This is a genomic window from Streptomyces sp. NPDC059957 (assembly GCF_042730015.1).
Taxonomy (GTDB): Bacteria; Actinomycetota; Actinomycetes; order Streptomycetales; family Streptomycetaceae; genus Streptomyces.
Map to the genome: position 1 here is coordinate 199,294 of NZ_JBHWMB010000003.1, position 19,168 is coordinate 218,461.

The window sequence follows — 19,168 nt, forward strand, 5'->3', positions numbered from 1 at the left end:
ACGCCAAGCGGGCCAACGTGTGGAGAGAATCCCGGCCAACGGGCGTTGAGCGGTCACCCCTTCCGCCCGGATCGGCATGATCAGTAACGGAACGCGGAAGAAAATCAGGGGAACAGACCCGTGCGACGAAGAACTTTCGGGCAGGCCGCCACCATGGTTGTACTCGGTCTGCTGGTTCCGCTGTCCGGATGTGGTGCCTCCCCGGGCAGCGCGGGGGACGCAGGGACGCTGGTCCTCGTGGCCGCCGAGTACGGGGACACTCAGGCCACCAGTTCCGAGGCCTTCTGGTCCAAGGTGACCGATGATTTCACCGCCGCGAACCCCGGTATCAGGGTCGAGGTCACGCTCCTTCCGTGGGCCGACATCGATCGTGAGGTCACCGAAATGGTGAAGGACGGCAAGGCTCCGGACATCGCCCTCATGGGCTCCTACTCGGACTTCGCCGCCCAGGGCAGGCTCTATTCCGCGGACGAGCTGCTCTCGGTCAGCGCCGAGGCGAACTTCCTCGCGCCGCTCGCCGATTCCGGCTCCATCGGAAGCACCCTCTACGGTCTGCCGTTCGTGGCGAGCAGCCGCCTCCTCTTCTACAACGAGACGCTCTTCGCCAAGGCCGGCGTCAAGGCCCCCAAGACCTGGAGCGAACTCAAGGCCGCCGCGAAAGCCCTCAAGACCAAGGGGGTGGAGTACCCGTACGCCCTGCCCCTCGGCCCGGAGGAGGCCCACGCCGAGGCGATGATCTGGGAACTCAGCAACGGTGGCGGATACGCCGACAGCAGCGGCAACTACAGCCTCGCCTCCGCCCAGAACATCAAGACGTGGAACTGGGTGAAGAACGAGCTGGTCGCTCCGGGGCTCACCGGACCGGTCCCGCCGTCGAAGCTCAACCGCGCCGAGGCCTTCGCCGCCTTCCTGCGGGGCGAGGTCGGCATGCTCAACGGGTACCCCTCGCTGTACCACCAGGCGCGCGCCAAGGGCATGGACGTCGGGACCGTGGCGATGCCGGTCTCGGGCACCCTCGGATCCGGGGAGGCCCCGCCCACGGTGGGCGTGGCCGACTGGATGATGGCGTTCAAGCAGAACGGCAAGCGGACGGAGATCGGCAAGTTCCTGGAGTTCGTCTACCAGGACAAGAACCTCTCGGACTTCGCCGGCCGCTACCACCTGTTGCCCTCCACGGTCTCCGCCTCACGCGCCCTGGCCGGCAGCGAGGGCATGGACAAGACCGACAACGAGTTCCTGACCGCTCTGGAGAGCGCCCGGCTCTATCCGGTGAACGACCCGTCCTGGATGGTGGTCAGCGACACGATCAAGCGCAACATCGGCCGCGCCGTGGAACCGGGCGGAGACCCGAAGCGCGTACTCGAAGAGATCGCGGCGAAGGCGAAGCAGGCCGGCGAACAGGGCTGAGGCCGACGCGACGCGGAGTCACCGGCTGGGGGACGGCCGCACGGTGCTCGCCGCCGCCGATCCCGATCCGCTGCAGGCGGCACTGGACGCGGTGTGGGACGCGGTGAACACGTACGGCGAGCGCTGCCCAGAGCTGCTGGAGGGCATCCGGTCGGCGTGCGCCGACCAGGTGGAGGAGTAGGCAGACCTGCTGTCCTGCTGTCCTGCCGTCGGTACACCGGGAGTCGCGCCCGGTGAGTCCCCTACGGAGCGCGGTGGACGCGGGCGAGGACGAGAACGGTGTCGTCGGTCGGCGGGGTGGGCAGCAGGCTCGCGAGGATGTGGTCCGCCATTGCTTCCAAGGGCCTTGGGGATCTTCGTAGTTCGACGCTCAATGCTTCCAGGCCGGCATCGATGTCCCGGCCGCGCGCCTCGATGAGGCCGTCGGTGTACAGGGCGAGGGTCGCGTTCTCGGGGAGTTCGATCGCGGTCGTTCGGAAGGGGAAGCCACCGACGCCGAGAGGAACTCCCAGGACCTCGTCGATGCTCTCCACTGTGCCGTCCGGCCGGAGCAACAGGGGCGGGGGATGGCCGGCGCTGGCGATGCGGGCGCGTCCGGTCTTCGGGTCGTAGACGATGTACAGGCACGTCGCCAGCTCGATGCCCGCCTCCTGGGCGCACGCGTCGAGTTCGGTGAGCAGGTCGGCGGGCTCGCTGTCGTGCCTGGCCAGGGCCTTGGTGGTGATGCGGAGGCGGCCCATGGCGGCGGCGGCCGACACTCCGTGGCCCATCACGTCGCCCACCACGAGGACGACCCGGCCGTCAGGGAGGTTGATCACGTCGTACCAGTCGCCTCCGACCTCGGTGATTCGGCTGCCGGGTACGTACCGGTGGGCCACGTCCACGTACGGGCTGGTCGCCAACGCGCTGGGCAGCAAGGCCCGCTGCAGTGTGAGGGCGATGTCCTGGACACGGCTGTACAGACGGGCGTTGTCCAGACAGATGGCAGCACGTGAGGCGAGCTCACTCGCAAGGCTGACGTCGTCCTTGGTGAAGACCGGCCGGTCCACGGACCGGCCGAACATGGCGATCCCCTGGACGGTGCCCCTGGCGATGAGCGGGGCGACGAGGACGCAGGCCAACCCGCTCTCGGCGAAGAGCCGGGCGCGTGACTCGATGAGGACCGTCCGGGCCAGGAACTCCTCGTTCACCACGGCTGAGATGGCACGACCCGTCCGCAGCATGTCGTGGATGACGGAGCCGGGCGGATACCGCACCGTCGCCACCCCGCTCACGAGCTCGGTGGCGGGAGGGGGCAGGATCGTCCCGGATGCGATCCGGCGGGTGATCAGCGGCCGCGCCGGATCAAAGTCCGCTGCCTCGTCCATCCACTCCACGAGTTCGACGACTGCGCCGTCGCAGAAGTCCGGCATCGACGCGTCGACCAGCTCCTGGGCCGTGAGGTTCACGTCCAGGGTGGTTCCGATGCGGGTGGAGGCCCCATCGAGCAGCGCCAGCCTTCGACGGCTGGCGGTGGCTTCGAGGATGGCATGTTCCCGGTCGGTCACGTCCACCATCAGCCCGCCCACCCCGGGGCGCGAGCCGACTGCCTGGGTCAGGGGGAAGAAGCTCACCGACCGTACCTGGTCACGGTCCGGATGCCCGCGCGGGCGCATGCCCACCAGCGTCCCCACGACCGGTGGCCCGCCCAGGGCGACGGTCCGGAGCATGCTCTGGTACTCGCCGCCGTCGGACATGATCATGATTTCGTCCATGGGCCGCCCGAGGTGCGACGCGATCGGGAGGCCGTCCATGTCGGCGAGCGCCTGGTTGAGGTGGACGTACCGGAGGTCCGGGTCGAGCATGACCAGGCCGATGGGGCAGGTCTCGAAGAGGGCGTCGAGGAAGGCGAGGTTTGTCTTGACCCGGTCGAGCTCGTCGCTGCGGCTCGCCAGGGCCATCACCACCGAACGCCCTCCGGCTCCCTTTACGGAGAAGGCCCGGAAACCGCACTCGAAGTGCGTGGCGTCACGATGCCGTGCCGTCAGCCGGCCCCTCCAGTACCCGAGGGTCCGGCCCCGTTCCGTGAGCCGGGCGCAAGCATCGGAGGCGCTCCGGGGCCCGTCGGCGAAGAGCACGGCGCCGGGCCTGGACAGGACGGCGGTGGATTCGTACCCGAAGAGGTCCCGCGCACCGGGCCCCCAGTAGCAGACGCGGTCGCCGTCATCGACACCGAAGACGGCCACGGGCACGTGCTCCAGCATCGCCCCCGGCTCGGACCAGAACGGGCCGTGAGCGTCCTCGCCCCCCGGCAGAGCCGATGGCACGAGATGTCCCCTTCCACCCGCCGTACCCACCATTATGCGGGCCCCGGCGGCGGGCGCGCGGTGGGGGCGAGGTCAGCTGTTCTCCAGTAGTGCCTGCCGATGTACTGGCCCGGGGCGCCACCGCGGTGCCTCGTACGACGAGAAGAACATGTACAGCTGATGCCGATGTCGTGTCGGCCGGCCCCGGGCGGCGCCCCGGCGGCCGGTCGGCGGGGCGGCTCGTCACCCGGTGTTCGCCGCGGATTCCCGCCCTCGCGGTTGCGGACGGGACCCGGTGCAGCGCCGTCCACGGTGCGGGCGGCCGATTGACCGGCTCGCGCCGCCCCGGCTATGTTGCGCGCCATGTACCGATCCGCGCTTCTGACGACACGAGGTCACGTCGACCTGAAGCGTGTCTGCTCCGCCGCGTGTCAGTGGTCCTGACCGTACGGCGACCGCGCGGATCCCTCGTCTTCGTCCTGCCCGCAGGCGGGCCCGGAGCCTGAGCTCCCGCAGTGTCCCCGCGTTCTGGTGAACAGCGCTCCCTCCTTGGAGCTTCCCGTACACGCCCCTGCCCGGAGCCGGCCGCCCGTCGCGAGCCGGTCCCGGCGTCCGGGCGTCGCGTGCCACCGCACAGGACCTGGAAGGCCCCCGTGGACAGATCGAAGACCTCAGCCGCCCGCCTCGCTCCGCTGCGTCGTTCCGACATCCCACCGGCCGGTGCGAACCCGCTGCGCAGGGCCTCCGGCACCGGAGCGGTGCTGGGCGCCGTCCTCGACCACGGTCCCGTCGCCCGCAGCACCATCGCCCGGCTCACCGGGCTCTCGCCCGCGTCGGTCAGCGGGCACTGCGGGGCGCTGCTGGACCGGGGGCTGGTCAGGGAAGGCCCCGAGACCGCGGGACCCCGGGGGCTGGGCCGCCCTTTCATCCCGGTGGAGATCGACACCAGCCGCTTCCTCGTCGCCGGGGCGCACATCGCGGTTCCCCACGTGACGCTCTCCCTGATGGACCTGACCGGGCGGATCGTCGCGGAGGAGCGCCGACCCCACGAGGGCACCGAACCCGGGCGGGTGCTCGCCCGGGTGGCGGCCGGACTGCCCCGGCTGCTGGCCGCGCACGGGGCCGGGAGGACGGCACTGGCCCTGGGCGTCGCCACCGGGCACTGGGTCGATCCCGAAGCCGGCACCGTGGTGCACCACCCCCAACTGGGCTGGCGGGGCGTTCCCGTACGGGACGAGCTGGCCAGGGCGACCGGCGTGCCCGTGCACCTCGACAGTCATTCGCGGGCCCTCGCGCGGGCCGAGCAGCTCTTCGGTGACGTGGGCACCCGCGGCAGCGCCGTCGTGCTGTTCGTCGGCAACGTCGTCGACGCGGCGTTCGTCACCGCGGGCGCCGTGCACCAGGGACCCCGCTTCGGTGCGGGCAACGTGGCGCACCTGCCGGTGGGCACCGCCTCCGCCGGCGCCTGCTGTACCTGTGGCACGGCCGGCTGCCTCCAGTCCGAGGTCTCGGAGCCGGCCATGGTGCGACGGGCCGTCGAACGGGGCCTGCCCGTCACGAGGTTCGCCGAGCTGCTGGACCTCGCCGTCGGGGGCGACCCCGTGGCGGCCGAGCTGTTCCGGCAGCGGGCCCGGCTCACGGGCCGGGCGGCCGCGGTCCTGCTGGACATGTTCGACCCCGAGGTGCTGGTCGTGGTCGAACCGGGAACGGGCCGACTGCCTTCGTGCATGGAGGAGTTGCGGGCGGAGGTGGAGGCGCGGTCCCTGGTGTGCGACGACGCCGCCCGGTCCGTCGTACCGAGCAGCTTCACGGGTTCGGTGCTCGCGACGGCGGGCGCGGCCGTCGCCCTGGGCGCCCTGCACGACGACCCGCTCGGTCCGTGGCCCGCGTTGCCCGCCGTGTCCTGACCGGTCGCGGTGCCGTCGTCGAGCCGTCGTCGCGCTGTCGCGGCGCGGTCGCGGTGCCGTGCCGCTCGCCTCCGGAAAGCGACTTAATTCAGAAAGTTGCATTGTTGACCCGGTCGTCTCCCGAAAGAGAGACTGGATTCATGAACAGCCCGCAGAGGAACCGACGGTACGCGCACCGCTCCTGTTGTTGTTGACACGAGAGCCGGCGGCGCTTCCACTGCCGTCATGACGCGCTGCACCTTTCCTTTCGCGTACGCCCTTCCGCGGCATTCCCGAGCTTGACCGGCACTTCGCCGGTCCGTGCTCTGCCGCGCCCAATTCTTCCGTGACCCGGTTCCTGCCGTCCTTTTCCGCACCGCCGTTTCCGGCGGCCGCCGCGCAACGGCAGCGACACGCGCACGGCACCATTCACCTTGGGGGAACCTTGAGCATTTCCTTGTCCTCGCATCCGGTGGCGGGCCTGGTCGAGCCCGCCCGTTTCAAGCAGGCCTTCCGCGCCTACCCGGGCGGTGTCGTGGTGGTCACGGCCGACTCCGGGGCGGGCCCGGTCGGTTTCACGGCCACGTCCCTGGCCTCGGTGTCCCTCGACCCGCCCCTCGTCTCCTTCGGCATCGCGAAGAGCTCCTCGTCGTGGCCGCACCTGGAGCGGGCCGAATCGGTCGTGGTCAACTTCCTCGACTCCGCCCAGGAGGGACTGGCCAGGCGCTTCGCGACCAGCGGCATCGACCGCTTCGCCGCCCCGACCCGATGGCAGCGGCTGCCCGAGGGCGAACCGGTCCTCGACGGGGTCGCGGGCTGGCTCCGCCTCGCGGTCGAACAGCTCGTACCGGCAGGAGACGCGCACATCGTCGTGGCGCGCGTCGTCGAGGCCTGGCAGGCCGATGCGGGCCGGCCCCTGCTCTTCCACAACGGCTCCTACCAATCGCTGTGAACCCCGGCGACCGGCGAATCCCCGTCATGAGAACAGGAACGTCCATGCCCTCCCGCACTTCCTCGTCCCCAGTGGGGCGCAGAGGATTCCTCACGCTCGCCGGCAGCGCCTTTCTGGCCGCCGCCGGATGCGCCCCCCAGACCACGAACGCAGCCCATTCCGGACCCGTGGGCGAGCTGCCCACCGGACCGCCGCCCGCCGGAACCTCCCTGGCCGTGGCCGTGCGGACCTCGCAGATCCAACTGGCCACGTCCGGACTCGACAAGAACCTTCCCTTCAAAGTCTCCTCGTGGGTCAATCTCAACGCGGGCCCCGACATCATCCAGGGATTCCGGGCACGCTCGATCGACATCGCGAGCAATGCGGGAATTCCGCCGATCCAGGCCGAAGCGATCGGCGTGAAGGCCCGGATCGTCGCCGTGCAGGAACGCCCCAAGCCCACCTACACGTTCGCCACCGCGCCCGGTTCGTCCATCAGGGCCGCAGAGGACTTCAAGGGCAAGAAGATCGCCTTCTCCCAGGGGCAGGCTCAGGGCGTGGTCGTCCTGCGGGCCCTGAAGAAGGCCGGACTCGCCCATTCCGACGTCCAGCTCGTGGCGCTGCCGAGCACGCAGTTCCTCACCGCGCTCCAGTCGAAGCAGGTCGATGTCGCGCCCCTGGGCGAGCCGACCCTGACCAAGTACCTGACGCAGTACGGGAAGGACGGCGCCCGCGGCATACCGACCGAGGTCGTCGACCTGCTCACCGTCCTGTGGGCGCCGCTGGAAGTACTGGGCGACCCGGCGAAGGCGGCCGCCATACGCAGCTACGTCGCGCTCTGGGCGCAGGGCGTGGCCTGGGCGTGGGACAACTCCGGCCAGTGGATCGACGCGTACTACGTCAAGGACCAGGGCGTCAGCGCGGCCGACGGACGGCGCATCGTCGACTCCCTCGCGAAGCCCCGGTTCCCGGCGAACTGGGACAACGCCATCCGGTGGGAGCAGGAGACGGCGGACCTGATGGCGGAGGGCGGCTTCGTACCGAAGATCGACGCCAAGTCCCTGTTCGACCGGCGGTTCGAGGGCCTCGCGGCCGCGGCCGTCCCGGCCGGATTCCGGGAGGGGGCATGAGCGAGGCACTGACGGACCTGCGCGTGCAGACACCGGACCCCGGGGCCCTGGCGGACCATCCCGGGCCGGTGAAGGCGGAGACCGGAGGGGCCGGCGAGACCGGCACCGTCATCGGCAGGACCGCTGCCGGTGCCGACCCGGCCGGCGCCGTGGCGGAGCCTGCGGGTACGCGCCCCGGACGACGGCGCCCCGTCGGGCGCAAGGCCCGGCGGCTGGGGCCCGGTCGCGGCGTCCCCTTCGGCCGGCTGCTGGGTCCCGCGCTGCTCATCGCCGTCTGGTGGACGGCGTCCGCCGCGGGCTTCCTCGACCCCCGCATCCTCTCCGGCCCCGGCACCGTGATCGCCACCGCGGGCGATCTCGTGGCGAACGGCCGGCTGCAGGGCAACGTCCTCATCTCGCTCCAACGCGCAGGCCTCGGGCTGCTGTTCGGAGTCCTCGTGGGGGTCGCGGCCGCCGTGATCGCCGGACTCAGCCGCACCGGTGAGTACCTCGTGGACGGGCCGCTCCAGATCAAGCGCGCCATCCCGTCACTGGCGATGCTGCCCCTGCTCATCCTCTGGCTCGGCATCGGCGAACAGATGAAGGTCACCGTCATCGCCCTCGGCGTCGCGGTGAACATGTACATCAACACCTACGCGTCGCTCACCAGCATCGACAACCGCCACGTCGAACTCGCCGAGGTGCTGGGGCTGAGCCGGTGGCGGTTCCTGCGCAAGGTGGTCCTCCCGGGCTCCCTGCCCGGATTCTTCGTCGGACTGCGGCTCGGCGTCACCTCGGCCTGGCTGGGCCTGATCGTCGTCGAGCAGATCAACGCCACCAGCGGCATCGGCTACATGATGTTCCAGGCCCAGCAGTACGCGCAGTCCGACGTGATCATCGTCGGCCTGGTGGCCTACGGGATCTTCGGCTTCTCCTCCGACGCACTGGTCCGCGCCATCGAACGGAGGGCCCTGTCATGGCGGCGCACGCTGGCGGGCTGACCGCCGAGTCGGGTACCCGGGTACGGGAACTCGCCCCGCCCGCGGTGCGCACCCGCGGGCTGGTCCGCCGCTTCGGTGACCGGATCATCCTCTCGGAACTCGATCTCACCCTCGGCGCGGGCGAGTTCACGGCGCTCCTGGGCCGCAGCGGCTCCGGCAAGTCGACCCTGCTGCGCGCCGTGGCCGGCCTCGACCACGAGGTCGAGGGAGCGGGCGAGCTGACCGTCCCCGACCGGGTCTCCCTCTCCTTCCAGGACTCCCGCCTGCTGCCCTGGCTGCGGGTGCTGGACAACGTCACCCTCGGACTGCGCGGACCCGGCGTCCGCGAACGCGGAGTCCGGGCCCTGGCCGAGGTCGGACTCGCAGGCCGGGAGCGCGCCTGGTCCCACGAACTGTCCGGCGGCGAACAGCAGCGCGCCGCCCTGGCCCGCGCCCTGGTCAGCGACCCCGAACTGCTCCTGGCCGACGAGCCGTTCGGCGCCCTCGACGCCCTGACCCGCATCCGCATGCACGGACTGCTGCGCGAACTCTACGAACGCCACCGTCCCGCCGTGCTCCTCGTCACCCACGACGTGGACGAGGCGGTGGAGCTCGCCGACCGCGTGCTCGTCCTGGACGAGGGCCGCATCTGCCTCGACCTCGCCGTCGACCTGCCCACCCCCCGGAGCCGGCGCCACCCCGGTTTCCAGGAGTACCGGGACACCCTGCTGGCCGCCCTCGGCGTATCGGAGCACCCGACGCCCACCGCGGCCACCGCGGCCAGCGTGCCCACCGCGCCGACAGCGCCGACCGCGCCCGCCGCGGCCGCCGACCATCACCAGAAGGGCGACCCCGATGTCGCGAACACCTGAGCGCAAACCCCTCCACCTCAACGCCTTCCTGATGTCGGTGGGCCACCACGAGGCGTCGTGGCGGCTCCCCGAGAGCCCCGCCGACGGCGGCACCGGCATCGCGCATTACCAGAACCTCGCCCGCATCGCCGAACGCGGCCTGCTCGACTCGGTGTTCCTCGCCGACAGCCCCGTCCTGCAGGGCGACCCCGGGCGCCGGCCCTCCAGCAAGCTGGAACCGACCATCCTGCTGACCGCCCTGGCCGCGGTCACCAGCCGGATCGGTCTGATCGCCACCGCCTCCACCAGCTACAACGAACCCTTCAACCTGGCGCGGAGGTTCGCCTCCCTCGACCACGTATCGAACGGCCGTGCCGGGTGGAACATCGTCACCACGGCAGGCGCCGAGGCCGCACGCAACTTCGGCCTCGACGACACCCCGCTGCACCACGAGCGCTACCGGCGCGCCGCCGAGTTCGTCGACGTCGCGACGAAGCTCTGGGACAGCTGGTCCGACGACGCCGTCGTGGCGGACAAGGAAGCCGGCGTCCACACCCTGGCCGACCGGGTCCGCCCCATCGGGCACCGAGGCGAGTTCTTCCGCGTCGACGGCCCGCTCAACGTGGAGCGCTCCCCCCAGGGGCACCCCCTCCTCGTACAGGCCGGCTCCAGCGAGGACGGCAAGGACTTCGCGGCACGCTACGCGGAGGCGGTGTTCACCGCGCAGCAGACCCTCGAAGAGGCGACGGCCTTCTACAAGGACGTCAAGCGGCGCGCCCTGGCCCTCGGCCGGGACCCGGACGGCATCAAGATCCTTCCGGGCATCGTCCCCGTCATCGCGGACACCGAGGCCGAGGCCCGCGAACTGGACGCCGAACTGGACCGGCTCATCGTCCCCGAGTACGCCAAGCGGCAGCTGGCCCTGCGGATCGGCATCGCCCCGGAGGCCCTGGACCTGGACTCGGAACTGCCGGCGGACATCCCCACCGAGGACGAGATCGAGGGGGCCAAGAGCCGCTACACCCTCGTCGTCGAACTGGCCCGCCGCGAACGGCTGACCGTACGGCAGCTGATCGGACGCCTCGGCGGAGGCCGCGGGCACCGCACCTTCGCGGGCACCGCCGAGCAGGTCGCCGACACCATCGAGCACTGGTACGACAGCGGAGCCGCCGACGGCTTCAACATCATGCCGGCGGTGCTGCCCTCCGGGCTGGAGCGCTTCGTGGACCAGGTGGTCCCGATCCTCCAGGAACGCGGCCTGTTCCGCACCGAGTACACCGGCACGACCCTGCGCGAGCACTACGGCCTCCCGCGCCCCGCGGGACACCCGTCCGACCGCTCCGCCGCGCCCGCCGGCCACCCCGGCACCGGCCTGGTGGAGGCCCGGTGACGGGCTGTCCCACCGCCACCACGCAGCCGGCCGCCGCGCACGACGCGGCGGCCGGTCCCGCGGGCGGACCACCGGCCGAAAGCTGGGCCCGGCGGCTCGTCGGCTACTGCCTGCGGCACCGCACCGACGTCCTGCTGGCCTTCGGAGCCGCCGCGGTGGCGGCCGTCGCCGCCGCCTGCCTGCCGCTCGTACTGCGCCACGTGGTCGACGAGGTCGCCGCCGCGGACGGCGGAGCCCTGGCCCCCTGGATCGTGCTCCTCGGCTCCCTCGGCGCGGTCCGCTTCGGGGCGTCCTTCGTACGCCGCTACCGCTCGGGGCGGCTCTCCCTCGCAGTCCAGTACGACCTGCGGGGCGACGCCTTCGCCTCCCTGCTGCGGTTCGGCGGGCCCCAGCAGGACGGCCTGCGCACCGGGGAGGTCGTGAGCAGGTCCATCTCGGACATCACCCTCATCCAGACCCTGCTCCAGTTCCTGCCCAACCTCACGGGCAACGCGATGATGTTCTGCGTCTCCCTCGTCTTCATGGCCTGGCTCTCACCGCTCCTCACCGTGGTCGCCCTGATCGTCGGACCGGCCCTGTGGATGATCGCCCTGCACAGCCGCCGCACCCTCTTCCCGGCCAACTGGCACGCCCAGCAGGAGGCCGCCGAGGTGGCGTCCACCGTCGAGGCCACCGTCACCGGGGTGCGCGTCGTCAAGGGCTTCGGCCAGGAGCACCGCGAACTGCGCGGGCTCGAGGAACGGGTCCGCGCGCTCTTCGCCTCCCGGCTGCGCGTGGTCGCCTTCACCAGCCGCTACAACCCCGCGCTGCAAGCCGTACCCGCCCTGGGCCAAGTGGCGGTGCTCGCCCTCGGCGGCTGGCTCGCCATCGACGGCCGGCTGTCCCTGGGCACGTTCCTCGCCTTCACCGCCTACCTCGGATCCCTCGTCACACCGGTGCGCCAGGTCGCCACCCTCCTCACCGTCTGGCAGCAGGCCCGGGCGGGCGCCGAACGCGTCCTGGAGATCATCGACGAAGCACCCGCGATCGACGACGCACCCGGCGCACACCACCTCGGACCCGCCGCCCCGGCCCTGTCCTGGCGCGGGGTGACCTTCGGCTACGGCGAGGCCGCGCCACTGCTGTCCGGCTTCAGCCTGGACGTACGGCCGGGGGAGACGCTCGCACTCGTCGGCCCGGCCGGATGCGGCAAGTCGACGGTCGCCGCGCTCCTGCCCCGGTTCTACGACACCCGGCAGGGCGCCGTGTCCGTCGGCGGCCACGACGTACGGGACCTCACCCTGGCCTCCCTGCGGTCCCGGATCGGCTTCGTCTTCGAGGAGAGCCTCCTCCTGTCGGACTCCATCCGCGCCAACATCGCGTACGGGAACCCGGACGCGACCGACGCGCAGATCCGCGAGGCGGCCCGGCTCGCCCGGGCCGACGAGTTCATCGACCGGCTCCCCGACGGATACGACACGGCCGTCGGCGAACAGGGGCTGACGCTCTCCGGCGGCCAGCGCCAGCGGGTCGCGCTCGCCCGGGCCCTGCTCATCGACCCCGCCGTGCTCGTCCTGGACGACGCCACCTCGGCCCTGGACGCCCGGGTCGAAGCGGAGATCCACACCGCCCTGGGAGAGGCCGGACGCCGGCGCACCACGCTCATCGTGGCCCACCGGGAGTCGACCCTGGAGCTCGCGGACCGCGTCGCGCTGATGGACGGCGGCCGGATCACCGACATCGGCACGCCGGACGAGCTGCGCGCCCGCTCGGCCCTCTTCCGGTCCCTGCTGTCCACCTCGCCCCGTCCCGACGACACCGATGCCCCCGACACGGGGGACCGGAGCGCCCGCGCGCTCGGCGTACCGGTCGGCGGCGTCACCGGGGAGCTGTGGCGACGGCCGGAGGGACAGGGCCCCGTACGCCACGAGGCCACCGCGGTCCGCGCCGCGAACGCCCTCGCCGCAGCCGCGGCCTCCGGCCCCGGCCGGGGCGGACCCGGCAGCGGAGTGCTCGGCTCCGCCCCACCGTCCCCCGAGCTGCTCGCCGCCCTCGCGAAGACCCCGATGCCCGCCGCCGAGCCCGGCGTCCCGCTCGCCCAGGCCGTGGCGGGAGACCCCGCCTTCCGCCTCGGCTCCCTGCTGCGCCCCTTCCGGATCCCGCTGCTCGGCGGGCTCCTGCTGGTCGCCGTGGACGCGCTCGCGCAGATCGCCGTACCCGTACTCGTCCGGCACGGCGTGGACAGCGGAGTCACCGGCCAGGCGCGGGGGGTCCTGCTGGGGGCCGCCGCGGCCGCGGCGGTGGTCGTCGCCGCCAACTGGCTGCTCGGCATAGCCCAGGTCCGCACCACGGGGCGGACCGGCGAGCGGCTCCTTTACACCCTGCGGGTCAAGACGTACGCCCAGCTGCAGCGACTCGGCCTCGACTACTACGAGCGGGAACCGGCCGGCCGGATCATGACCCGGATGACCACCGACGTGGACGCCGTGTCGAACTTCCTCCAGACGGGCCTCATCACGGCGGTCGTCAGCCTGCTGACGGTCCTCGGGGTCCTGGTGTCCCTGCTGGTCATCGACGCGCAGCTCGCGCTGGTCCTGCTGGCCGCGCTGCCACCGCTGATCGTCGCCACCGCCCTCTTCCGGCACTACTCCGTCCCCGCCTACCTGGAGGCCCGCGAGCAGATCAGCACGGTCAACGCCTACCTCCAGGAGAACGTCGGAGCCCTGCGGATCACCCAGGCCTTCCGCCGGGAACAGCGCAACGCCGAGGACTTCGCGGCCCTCGCCAGGGCGTTCAGCACGTCCCGGCTGCGGGCGCAGCGGTACATGGGCACCTTCTTCCCCTTCGTCGAGTTCCTCGGCACGCTGTCCACGGCCGCCGTACTCGCCGTCGGAGCAGGCCAGGTCGTCTCCGGCGGGCTGACCGCCGGCACCCTGATCGCGTTCCTGCTGTGCGTCGAGCTGTTCTTCGCCCCGATCCAGCAGCTGTCCCCGGTCTTCGACGGGTACCAGCAGGCGGTCATCGGCATGAACCGGCTGCGCGGCCTGATGCGCACACCCGCCGGCACGCCCCCGGCGGCCGCCCCGCGGCCCGTCGGGGCGCTGCGGGGGGAGATCGAGTTCGACGACGTCTCCTTCCACTACGCGGGTGGACCGGACGGCGACGTACTGCACGGCATCGGGCTGCGCATCGCCCCGGGCGAGACCGTCGCCCTCGTCGGGACCACGGGCGCGGGCAAGTCGACGGTGGTCAAGCTGCTGGCCCGCTTCTACGATCCGGCCTCCGGGGCCGTCCGCGTCGACGGCCACGACCTGCGCGAACTCGACCTGACGGGCTACCGGCGCCGACTGGGCATCGTCCCGCAGGAGCCGCACCTCTTCGGCGGCAGCGTCCGCGACGCCATCGCCTACGGACGGCCGGAGGCGACCGACGCGGAGGTGGAGGCCGCGGCCCGGGCCGTCGGAGCCCACGAGATGGTGGCCACGCTCGCGCACGGGTACCTCACGCAGATCGGGGAACGCGGCCGGGGCCTGTCCTCGGGCCAGCGCCAGCTGCTCGCCCTCGCCAGGGCCGAACTGGTCGACCCCGACATCCTGTTGCTCGACGAGGCGACCGCATCGCTCGACCTCGCCACCGAACGGCGGGTCACCGCCGCCGTCGAGGCCCTCACCCGGCGCCGCACCACCGTGGTCGTGGCGCACCGCCTCACCACGGCCGCCCGCGCGGACCGCGTGGTGGTGCTCGACGCCGGGACCGTCGTGGAGACGGGCACGCACAGCCAACTACTGGCCGCACAGGGGCCGTACCGGCGCCTGTGGGACGCCTACCGGCCGGGGGGCGAGGACGTCCGTCCGCCGGCTCCGCCTCGGGTTCCGGCCGACACCCCTGCCGATCAAGCCGGCACCCATACCGATCAACTCGTCAACGGGAGTGCACGATGACCGAATACCGCCTGCTCGGACGCACCGGAGTCAAGGTGAGCCCGCTCGCCCTGGGCACCATGATGTTCGGGGCCCGCGGCAACACCGACCACGACGACAGCGTCCGCATCATCCACCGGGCCCTCGACTCGGGCATCAACTTCGTCGACACGGCCGACGTGTACTCGGCGGGGGAGTCGGAGACCATCGTGGGCAAGGCGCTCGCCGGAGGCCGGCGGGACGGCGTGGTGCTGGCCACCAAATTCCACGGCAGCCTCGGCTCCGACCCCAACGAACAGGGAAACAGCCGCCGTTGGATCATCCGTGAAGTGGAGAACAGTCTGCGCCGGCTCGGTACCGACTGGATCGACCTCTACCAGGTGCACCGGCCCGAGCCCGGGACCGACTTCGACGAGACGCTGGGCGCGCTCAGCGACCTCGTCCACCAGGGCAAGATCCGCTACATCGGCACGTCCACCTTCGAGCCCTCCGCGATCGTCGAGGGCCAGTGGCTCGCCGAACGCCGCGGCCGCGAACGGGTGGTGACCGAGCAGCCTCCGTACTCGCTCCTCGCGCGGGGCATCGAGCGTGAAGTCCTGCCCGTCGCCCAGCAGTACGGGCTGGGCGTGCTCAGCTGGAGCCCGCTCGCCGGCGGCTGGCTGTCCGGCCGCTACCGCAAGGGCGCCGACCAGCCCACCTCCAGCCGGATCGACCGGCAGGCCGAGCGCTTCGACATCGCCGACACCGGGAACGCGGCCAAACTGGACGCCGCCGAGGCTCTGGCCCAGCTGGCGCAGGAGGCGGGGCTGACCCTGGTACAGCTCGCCCTGGCCTTCGTTCTGGAGCACCCCGCCGTCACCTCGGCCATCATCGGGCCGCGCACCTTCGAGCAGTTGGAGAGCCAGCTGGGCGCCGACCGGGTACGGCTGAGCGCGGACGTCCTCGACCGCATCGACAAGATCGTGCCGCCGGGCACGAACCTGTCCACCCGGGACGCCGGATACGTGCCGCCCGCGCTGTCCGACCCGCAGCTGCGCCGCCGCCCGCGCGTCTGACCGGCCGGGCCGCCCCCCCGATGGGGGCGGCGGCCCGCCGCGGCGCGCACCGCACCGCAGCCGCAACGCACCGTCAGCCCACGAACTCCTGGTCCCCGTAGCGTACTTCCGCGGTGTTCCAGTCGACGCCGAGGTCGGCCGTGAGCTTCCGGGCGAGGGGGAGGTCCGCCAGCGGAGCGATGAGGATCAGGCGGCCGTCGAGGGTGACGGAGCCCCCACCGAGGCGTTCGCGGGCCTCGGGGTCGGCGAGGAGGGCGTCGTGGAGGCGGGTCGCGCTCACCCCCGGGGCCTGGATCTCCACGGCGTCGGTGTCCGGCGAGCTCCGCGGCAGGCAGCGGAACGTCAGCACCGACTCCTGGTGGTACTGCTTGCGGATGACGTCTGCGATGTGGCGCAGCCCCTCGGGGCCGACCCGGTCGACGTCGAACTCGCGCGAGCGCTCGTACGTGGTCTGCTTCAGCTCGCCGGACCAGAAGACTCCGTCCAGCAGGGTCGAGGGGCCGGGCTTCGCGCCGTGGGACCGGATGATGCCGCGCACCTCCTGCTCGAAGCGGTGCAGGCGGGTCCGCAGCCGGGGGTCCGCCGGGTCCGTGATGATCGCCGTGTTGTCGGTGGCGAAGATCTCCGCCGTCGCCGGGCAGTCCCGGGGCGAGGCCGGGCCCGCCTGTGCGGTCCCCGTGCCGGCCGATCCCAGCGCGAGGACCCCGACCGCTACCAGGACCCGCACATACCGCTGCCTCATGATCCAACTCCCTTTCCGGGAAACCGTGATGGTGCACCGGTGGTGTACCGGTGACGGACGGAGGTCCGTGTCACCTCGGGCCAGGAGAACCCGATCGGTCCCGCACGCGTCGGGAAGGGCGTGAACGTTCATGTGATCGTCAAGAAGCGCCCGCCGGGGCCGGACCCGGCCGGGGGCGGGTACCAGCAGGGGGGCGGGCGCCGCTCCGGCCGCCGCGGTCAGCGCCAGACGACGGCGCGCCAGCGGACCGGCCAGCTCCTCGAACTGCCCACGTCGCCCACGTCGCCCGCGACGCTCCCGGCCGCGTTGATCGCGAGCGGCCGGGTCGTGTCGGTGCCGGCGGGAAGGGGGAGGGCGGTGACCCGCCCCAGCGGGTCCCATGTCACGGCACGCTCGTCGGAGGTGCCGACGCCGGTCCCCGCGTCGTTGATCCCGTTGACGAAGACCCGGCCCGTGCCGGGCAGCACCGCGAGTTCGGTGATGTCGTTTCCGTCCCACCTCACGGCGTGGTCCTTGACGTTCCCGACGACGACGTCGGCGTTGTTGACGCTCACGGACCGCGCGCCGATCCCCTGCGACGGCAGTGCCTTGAACTTCTCCCCGCGCGGGGCACGGACGGCCCTCCACGCCCCGGCCCCGTCGGTCGCCCGGCCGATCACCGTGCCGCGGTCGTTGATCGCGACCGGCTCGCTGTACGAGCCCCCGAGCGAGCCGAGATCGTGGACACGGCCCGCGGTGTCCCACCGTACGGCCCGGGTCTTCTCGCCCGGCACGAACACGTGGCCGGCGATCTCCCCCCGTTCGTTGATCCCGGTGGCCACGCCCCCCTCCGCCTTCGGGGGCAGGCGCAGCAAGGTCGCCCGGCCGTCCGGGCTCCAGCGCCGTCCTCGTTCTCGTCCAGCGAGAGCCCCACGACGTCCCCGGCGTCGTTCATCGCCTGGGCGGAACTAGTGGAATGGCCTGCCAGGAGCGGCAGTTCGTACATCGAGACGGCGACGCCGGAGGGTGCGGAAGGCGCGGAAGGCGCCATCACCATCACGGATAACATCGCGGAAACCACCACGGGTAACAAGAAGATCTCCCCTGTCTTCTCGGACTGAAACGGCGCCGGACGTACCCGCCGACCCCGTTGATCCCCCGGGCGGCGAGAACGGCACGACGCCCGAGCCCTCCCCCGACCGTGCGGCGCAGAAACGTGGACGTACCCGTTTCGGGCCACCGCGCCGGTCGGGGCCCGGACGCCGGTCGACCGGACCGGGCGAGTGAACTCGGCGGCCCGCCGGGCCTCCGCCGTGGCCTCAGGCGCCGATGTCCCGGCTCCGGTAGTCCTCCAGGGTCTCGTGCCGGACGAGGAGCCGGGCCGTGCCTTCGTGGACCGCGACGACGGCGGGGCGGCCGACCAGGTTGTAGCCGGAGGCCATGGACAGCTGGTACGCGCCGGCCACCGGTACGGCGAGCAGGTCGCCGGGGTGGACGTCGCCCGGCAGTGTGACGCCGGAGGCGAGGATGTCGCCCGCCTCGCAATGCCGGCCGACGACCGTGGCCGTACGGGGCTCAGCCGTCGAGTGACGGCCGACGAGCCGTGGCGCGTACCGCACTCCGTACAGGGCGGGGCGCGGGTTGTCGCTCATGCCGCCGTCCACGGCGACGAACACCTTCCCACCGGTGTGCTTGACGGCGAGCACCCGGTAGAGCGCCACTCCCGCGGGGCCCACGACGGCCCGCCCGGGTTCGACGGCGAGGCGGGGTACGGGCAGTCCCGCGGCAGCGCAACCGTCGACGAGTTCCGTACGCATCCGCCGGGCGAGCGCGGTGAGTTCGAGGGCGGGTTCACCGGGCCGGTAGGCGATGCCGTGGCCACCGCCCATGTTCAGCTCGGGCAGGACGGGGCCGTGCGTGTCACGGATGCGGGCCATCAGCCCGATCATGCGGCGCAGGGCGACCAGGTAGGGCTTCACCTCGGTGATCTGGGAGCCGATGTGGCAGTGCAGCCCCGTGAGTTCGAGCTGTGGCCGGCCCAGGGTCCGGGTGACGGCGTGCTGAGCGCCGCCGTCGGTGAGGGAGAGCCCGAACTTCTGGTCGTCCGTACCGGTGCGGATCTTGTCGTGGCCGCCGGCCGAGACGCCCGGGACCACCCGCAGCATGACCTTCTGGCGGCCGGACGGACCGACGGCGGCAGCGATGCGTGCTATCTCGGACGGGCTGTCGATGACGATCCGTCCCACACCGAGGCGCAGGGCGGCCTCCAGGTCGTGGGGAGACTTCGCATTGCCGTGCAGCACGATCCGTTCCGGTGGGAAGCCGGCCGTGACGGCGAGTTCCAGCTCCCCGGCCGAGCACACGTCCAGGCCCAGCCCCTCCTCCCGCACCCAGCGGACCACGGCGCGGGAGAGGAAGGCCTTGGCCGCGTACAGCACGTCCGCGTCGGGGAAGGCCGCGCGGTAGGTCCGGCAGCGCCCGCGCACCTCGCCCTCGTCCAGCACGTGGACCGGCGTGTCGAACCGGTCGGCGATCTCACCGAGGGGAACTCCGCCGACGGCCAGGTCGCCGTGCGGGACCGGTGTTGCGGATGCGGGCCAAACGGACAGCTCGCCTGCGGCGGCGGACATTTCCGGGAGAACGGCGATGGTCAT

At 72.1% G+C, this 19,168-nt stretch carries 14 protein-coding genes; 10 read left to right on the forward strand and 4 right to left on the reverse strand.

Annotated features, from left to right (window positions below):
• Positions 1-153: 153 nt before the first annotated feature.
• Both ACFWBW_RS03720 and ACFWBW_RS03725 read left to right on the forward strand, forming a co-directional pair.
• Positions 154-1,407 (forward strand): extracellular solute-binding protein, encoded by a 1,254-nt coding sequence (locus ACFWBW_RS03720; protein WP_385368080.1) that lies wholly within the window; start codon positions 154-156, stop codon positions 1,405-1,407.
• Between the two features lie 43 nt (positions 1,408-1,450).
• Positions 1,451-1,588: a hypothetical protein gene (locus tag ACFWBW_RS03725; RefSeq protein WP_385368006.1), complete on the forward strand. Its 138-nt coding sequence runs from the start codon at positions 1,451-1,453 to the stop codon at positions 1,586-1,588.
• 61 nt (positions 1,589-1,649) lie between these two features.
• Here the strand turns inward: ACFWBW_RS03725 and ACFWBW_RS03730 are convergent, their stop codons facing one another.
• Entirely contained in the window at positions 1,650-3,713 is a 2,064-nt protein-coding gene (locus ACFWBW_RS03730) for a SpoIIE family protein phosphatase (RefSeq protein WP_385368008.1), read from the reverse strand.
• 632 nt (positions 3,714-4,345) lie between these two features.
• Here ACFWBW_RS03730 and ACFWBW_RS03735 point away from each other — a divergent pair.
• From ACFWBW_RS03735 to ACFWBW_RS03770, 8 genes are all read left to right on the forward strand, one after another.
• Complete coding sequence (locus ACFWBW_RS03735; protein ID WP_385368010.1) at positions 4,346-5,599, forward strand: ROK family protein; 1,254 nt, start codon at positions 4,346-4,348, stop codon at positions 5,597-5,599.
• Between the two features lie 424 nt (positions 5,600-6,023).
• Positions 6,024-6,530, forward strand: coding sequence for a flavin reductase family protein (locus ACFWBW_RS03740; RefSeq protein ID WP_385368012.1), 507 nt, complete (start codon positions 6,024-6,026; stop codon positions 6,528-6,530).
• Positions 6,531-6,574: 44 nt separating this feature from the next.
• Positions 6,575-7,639: an ABC transporter substrate-binding protein gene (locus ACFWBW_RS03745; RefSeq protein ID WP_385368014.1), complete on the forward strand. Its 1,065-nt coding sequence runs from the start codon at positions 6,575-6,577 to the stop codon at positions 7,637-7,639.
• Positions 7,636-8,619, forward strand: coding sequence for an ABC transporter permease (locus tag ACFWBW_RS03750; protein WP_385368016.1), 984 nt, complete (start codon positions 7,636-7,638; stop codon positions 8,617-8,619). The genes ACFWBW_RS03745 and ACFWBW_RS03750 overlap by 4 nt, the downstream gene beginning before the upstream one ends.
• Positions 8,595-9,470, forward strand: coding sequence for an ABC transporter ATP-binding protein (locus ACFWBW_RS03755; RefSeq protein ID WP_385368017.1), 876 nt, complete (start codon positions 8,595-8,597; stop codon positions 9,468-9,470). The genes ACFWBW_RS03750 and ACFWBW_RS03755 overlap by 25 nt, the downstream gene beginning before the upstream one ends.
• Positions 9,454-10,839, forward strand: a complete 1,386-nt coding sequence (locus ACFWBW_RS03760; RefSeq protein WP_385368019.1) for an LLM class flavin-dependent oxidoreductase — start codon at positions 9,454-9,456, stop codon at positions 10,837-10,839. Before ACFWBW_RS03755 ends, ACFWBW_RS03760 begins: the two co-directional genes overlap by 17 nt.
• Positions 10,836-14,759, forward strand: coding sequence for an ABC transporter ATP-binding protein (locus tag ACFWBW_RS03765; protein ID WP_385368021.1), 3,924 nt, complete (start codon positions 10,836-10,838; stop codon positions 14,757-14,759). Before ACFWBW_RS03760 ends, ACFWBW_RS03765 begins: the two co-directional genes overlap by 4 nt.
• On the forward strand, positions 14,756-15,793 hold the full coding sequence (locus tag ACFWBW_RS03770; RefSeq protein WP_385368023.1) for an aldo/keto reductase: 1,038 nt from the start codon (positions 14,756-14,758) through the stop codon (positions 15,791-15,793). Before ACFWBW_RS03765 ends, ACFWBW_RS03770 begins: the two co-directional genes overlap by 4 nt.
• Positions 15,794-15,866: 73 nt before the next feature.
• Here the strand turns inward: ACFWBW_RS03770 and ACFWBW_RS03775 are convergent, their stop codons facing one another.
• From ACFWBW_RS03775 to lysA, 3 genes are all read right to left on the reverse strand, one after another.
• On the reverse strand, positions 15,867-16,535 hold the full coding sequence (locus ACFWBW_RS03775) for a hypothetical protein (protein WP_385368025.1): 669 nt from the start codon (positions 16,533-16,535) through the stop codon (positions 15,867-15,869).
• A gap of 218 nt (positions 16,536-16,753) precedes the next feature.
• A complete protein-coding gene (locus ACFWBW_RS03780; protein ID WP_385368027.1) occupies positions 16,754-17,356 on the reverse strand; it encodes a hypothetical protein in 603 nt (200 codons plus the stop codon).
• Positions 17,357-17,833: 477 nt separating this feature from the next.
• Complete coding sequence (lysA, locus tag ACFWBW_RS03785; RefSeq protein ID WP_385368029.1) at positions 17,834-19,168, reverse strand: diaminopimelate decarboxylase; 1,335 nt, start codon at positions 19,166-19,168, stop codon at positions 17,834-17,836.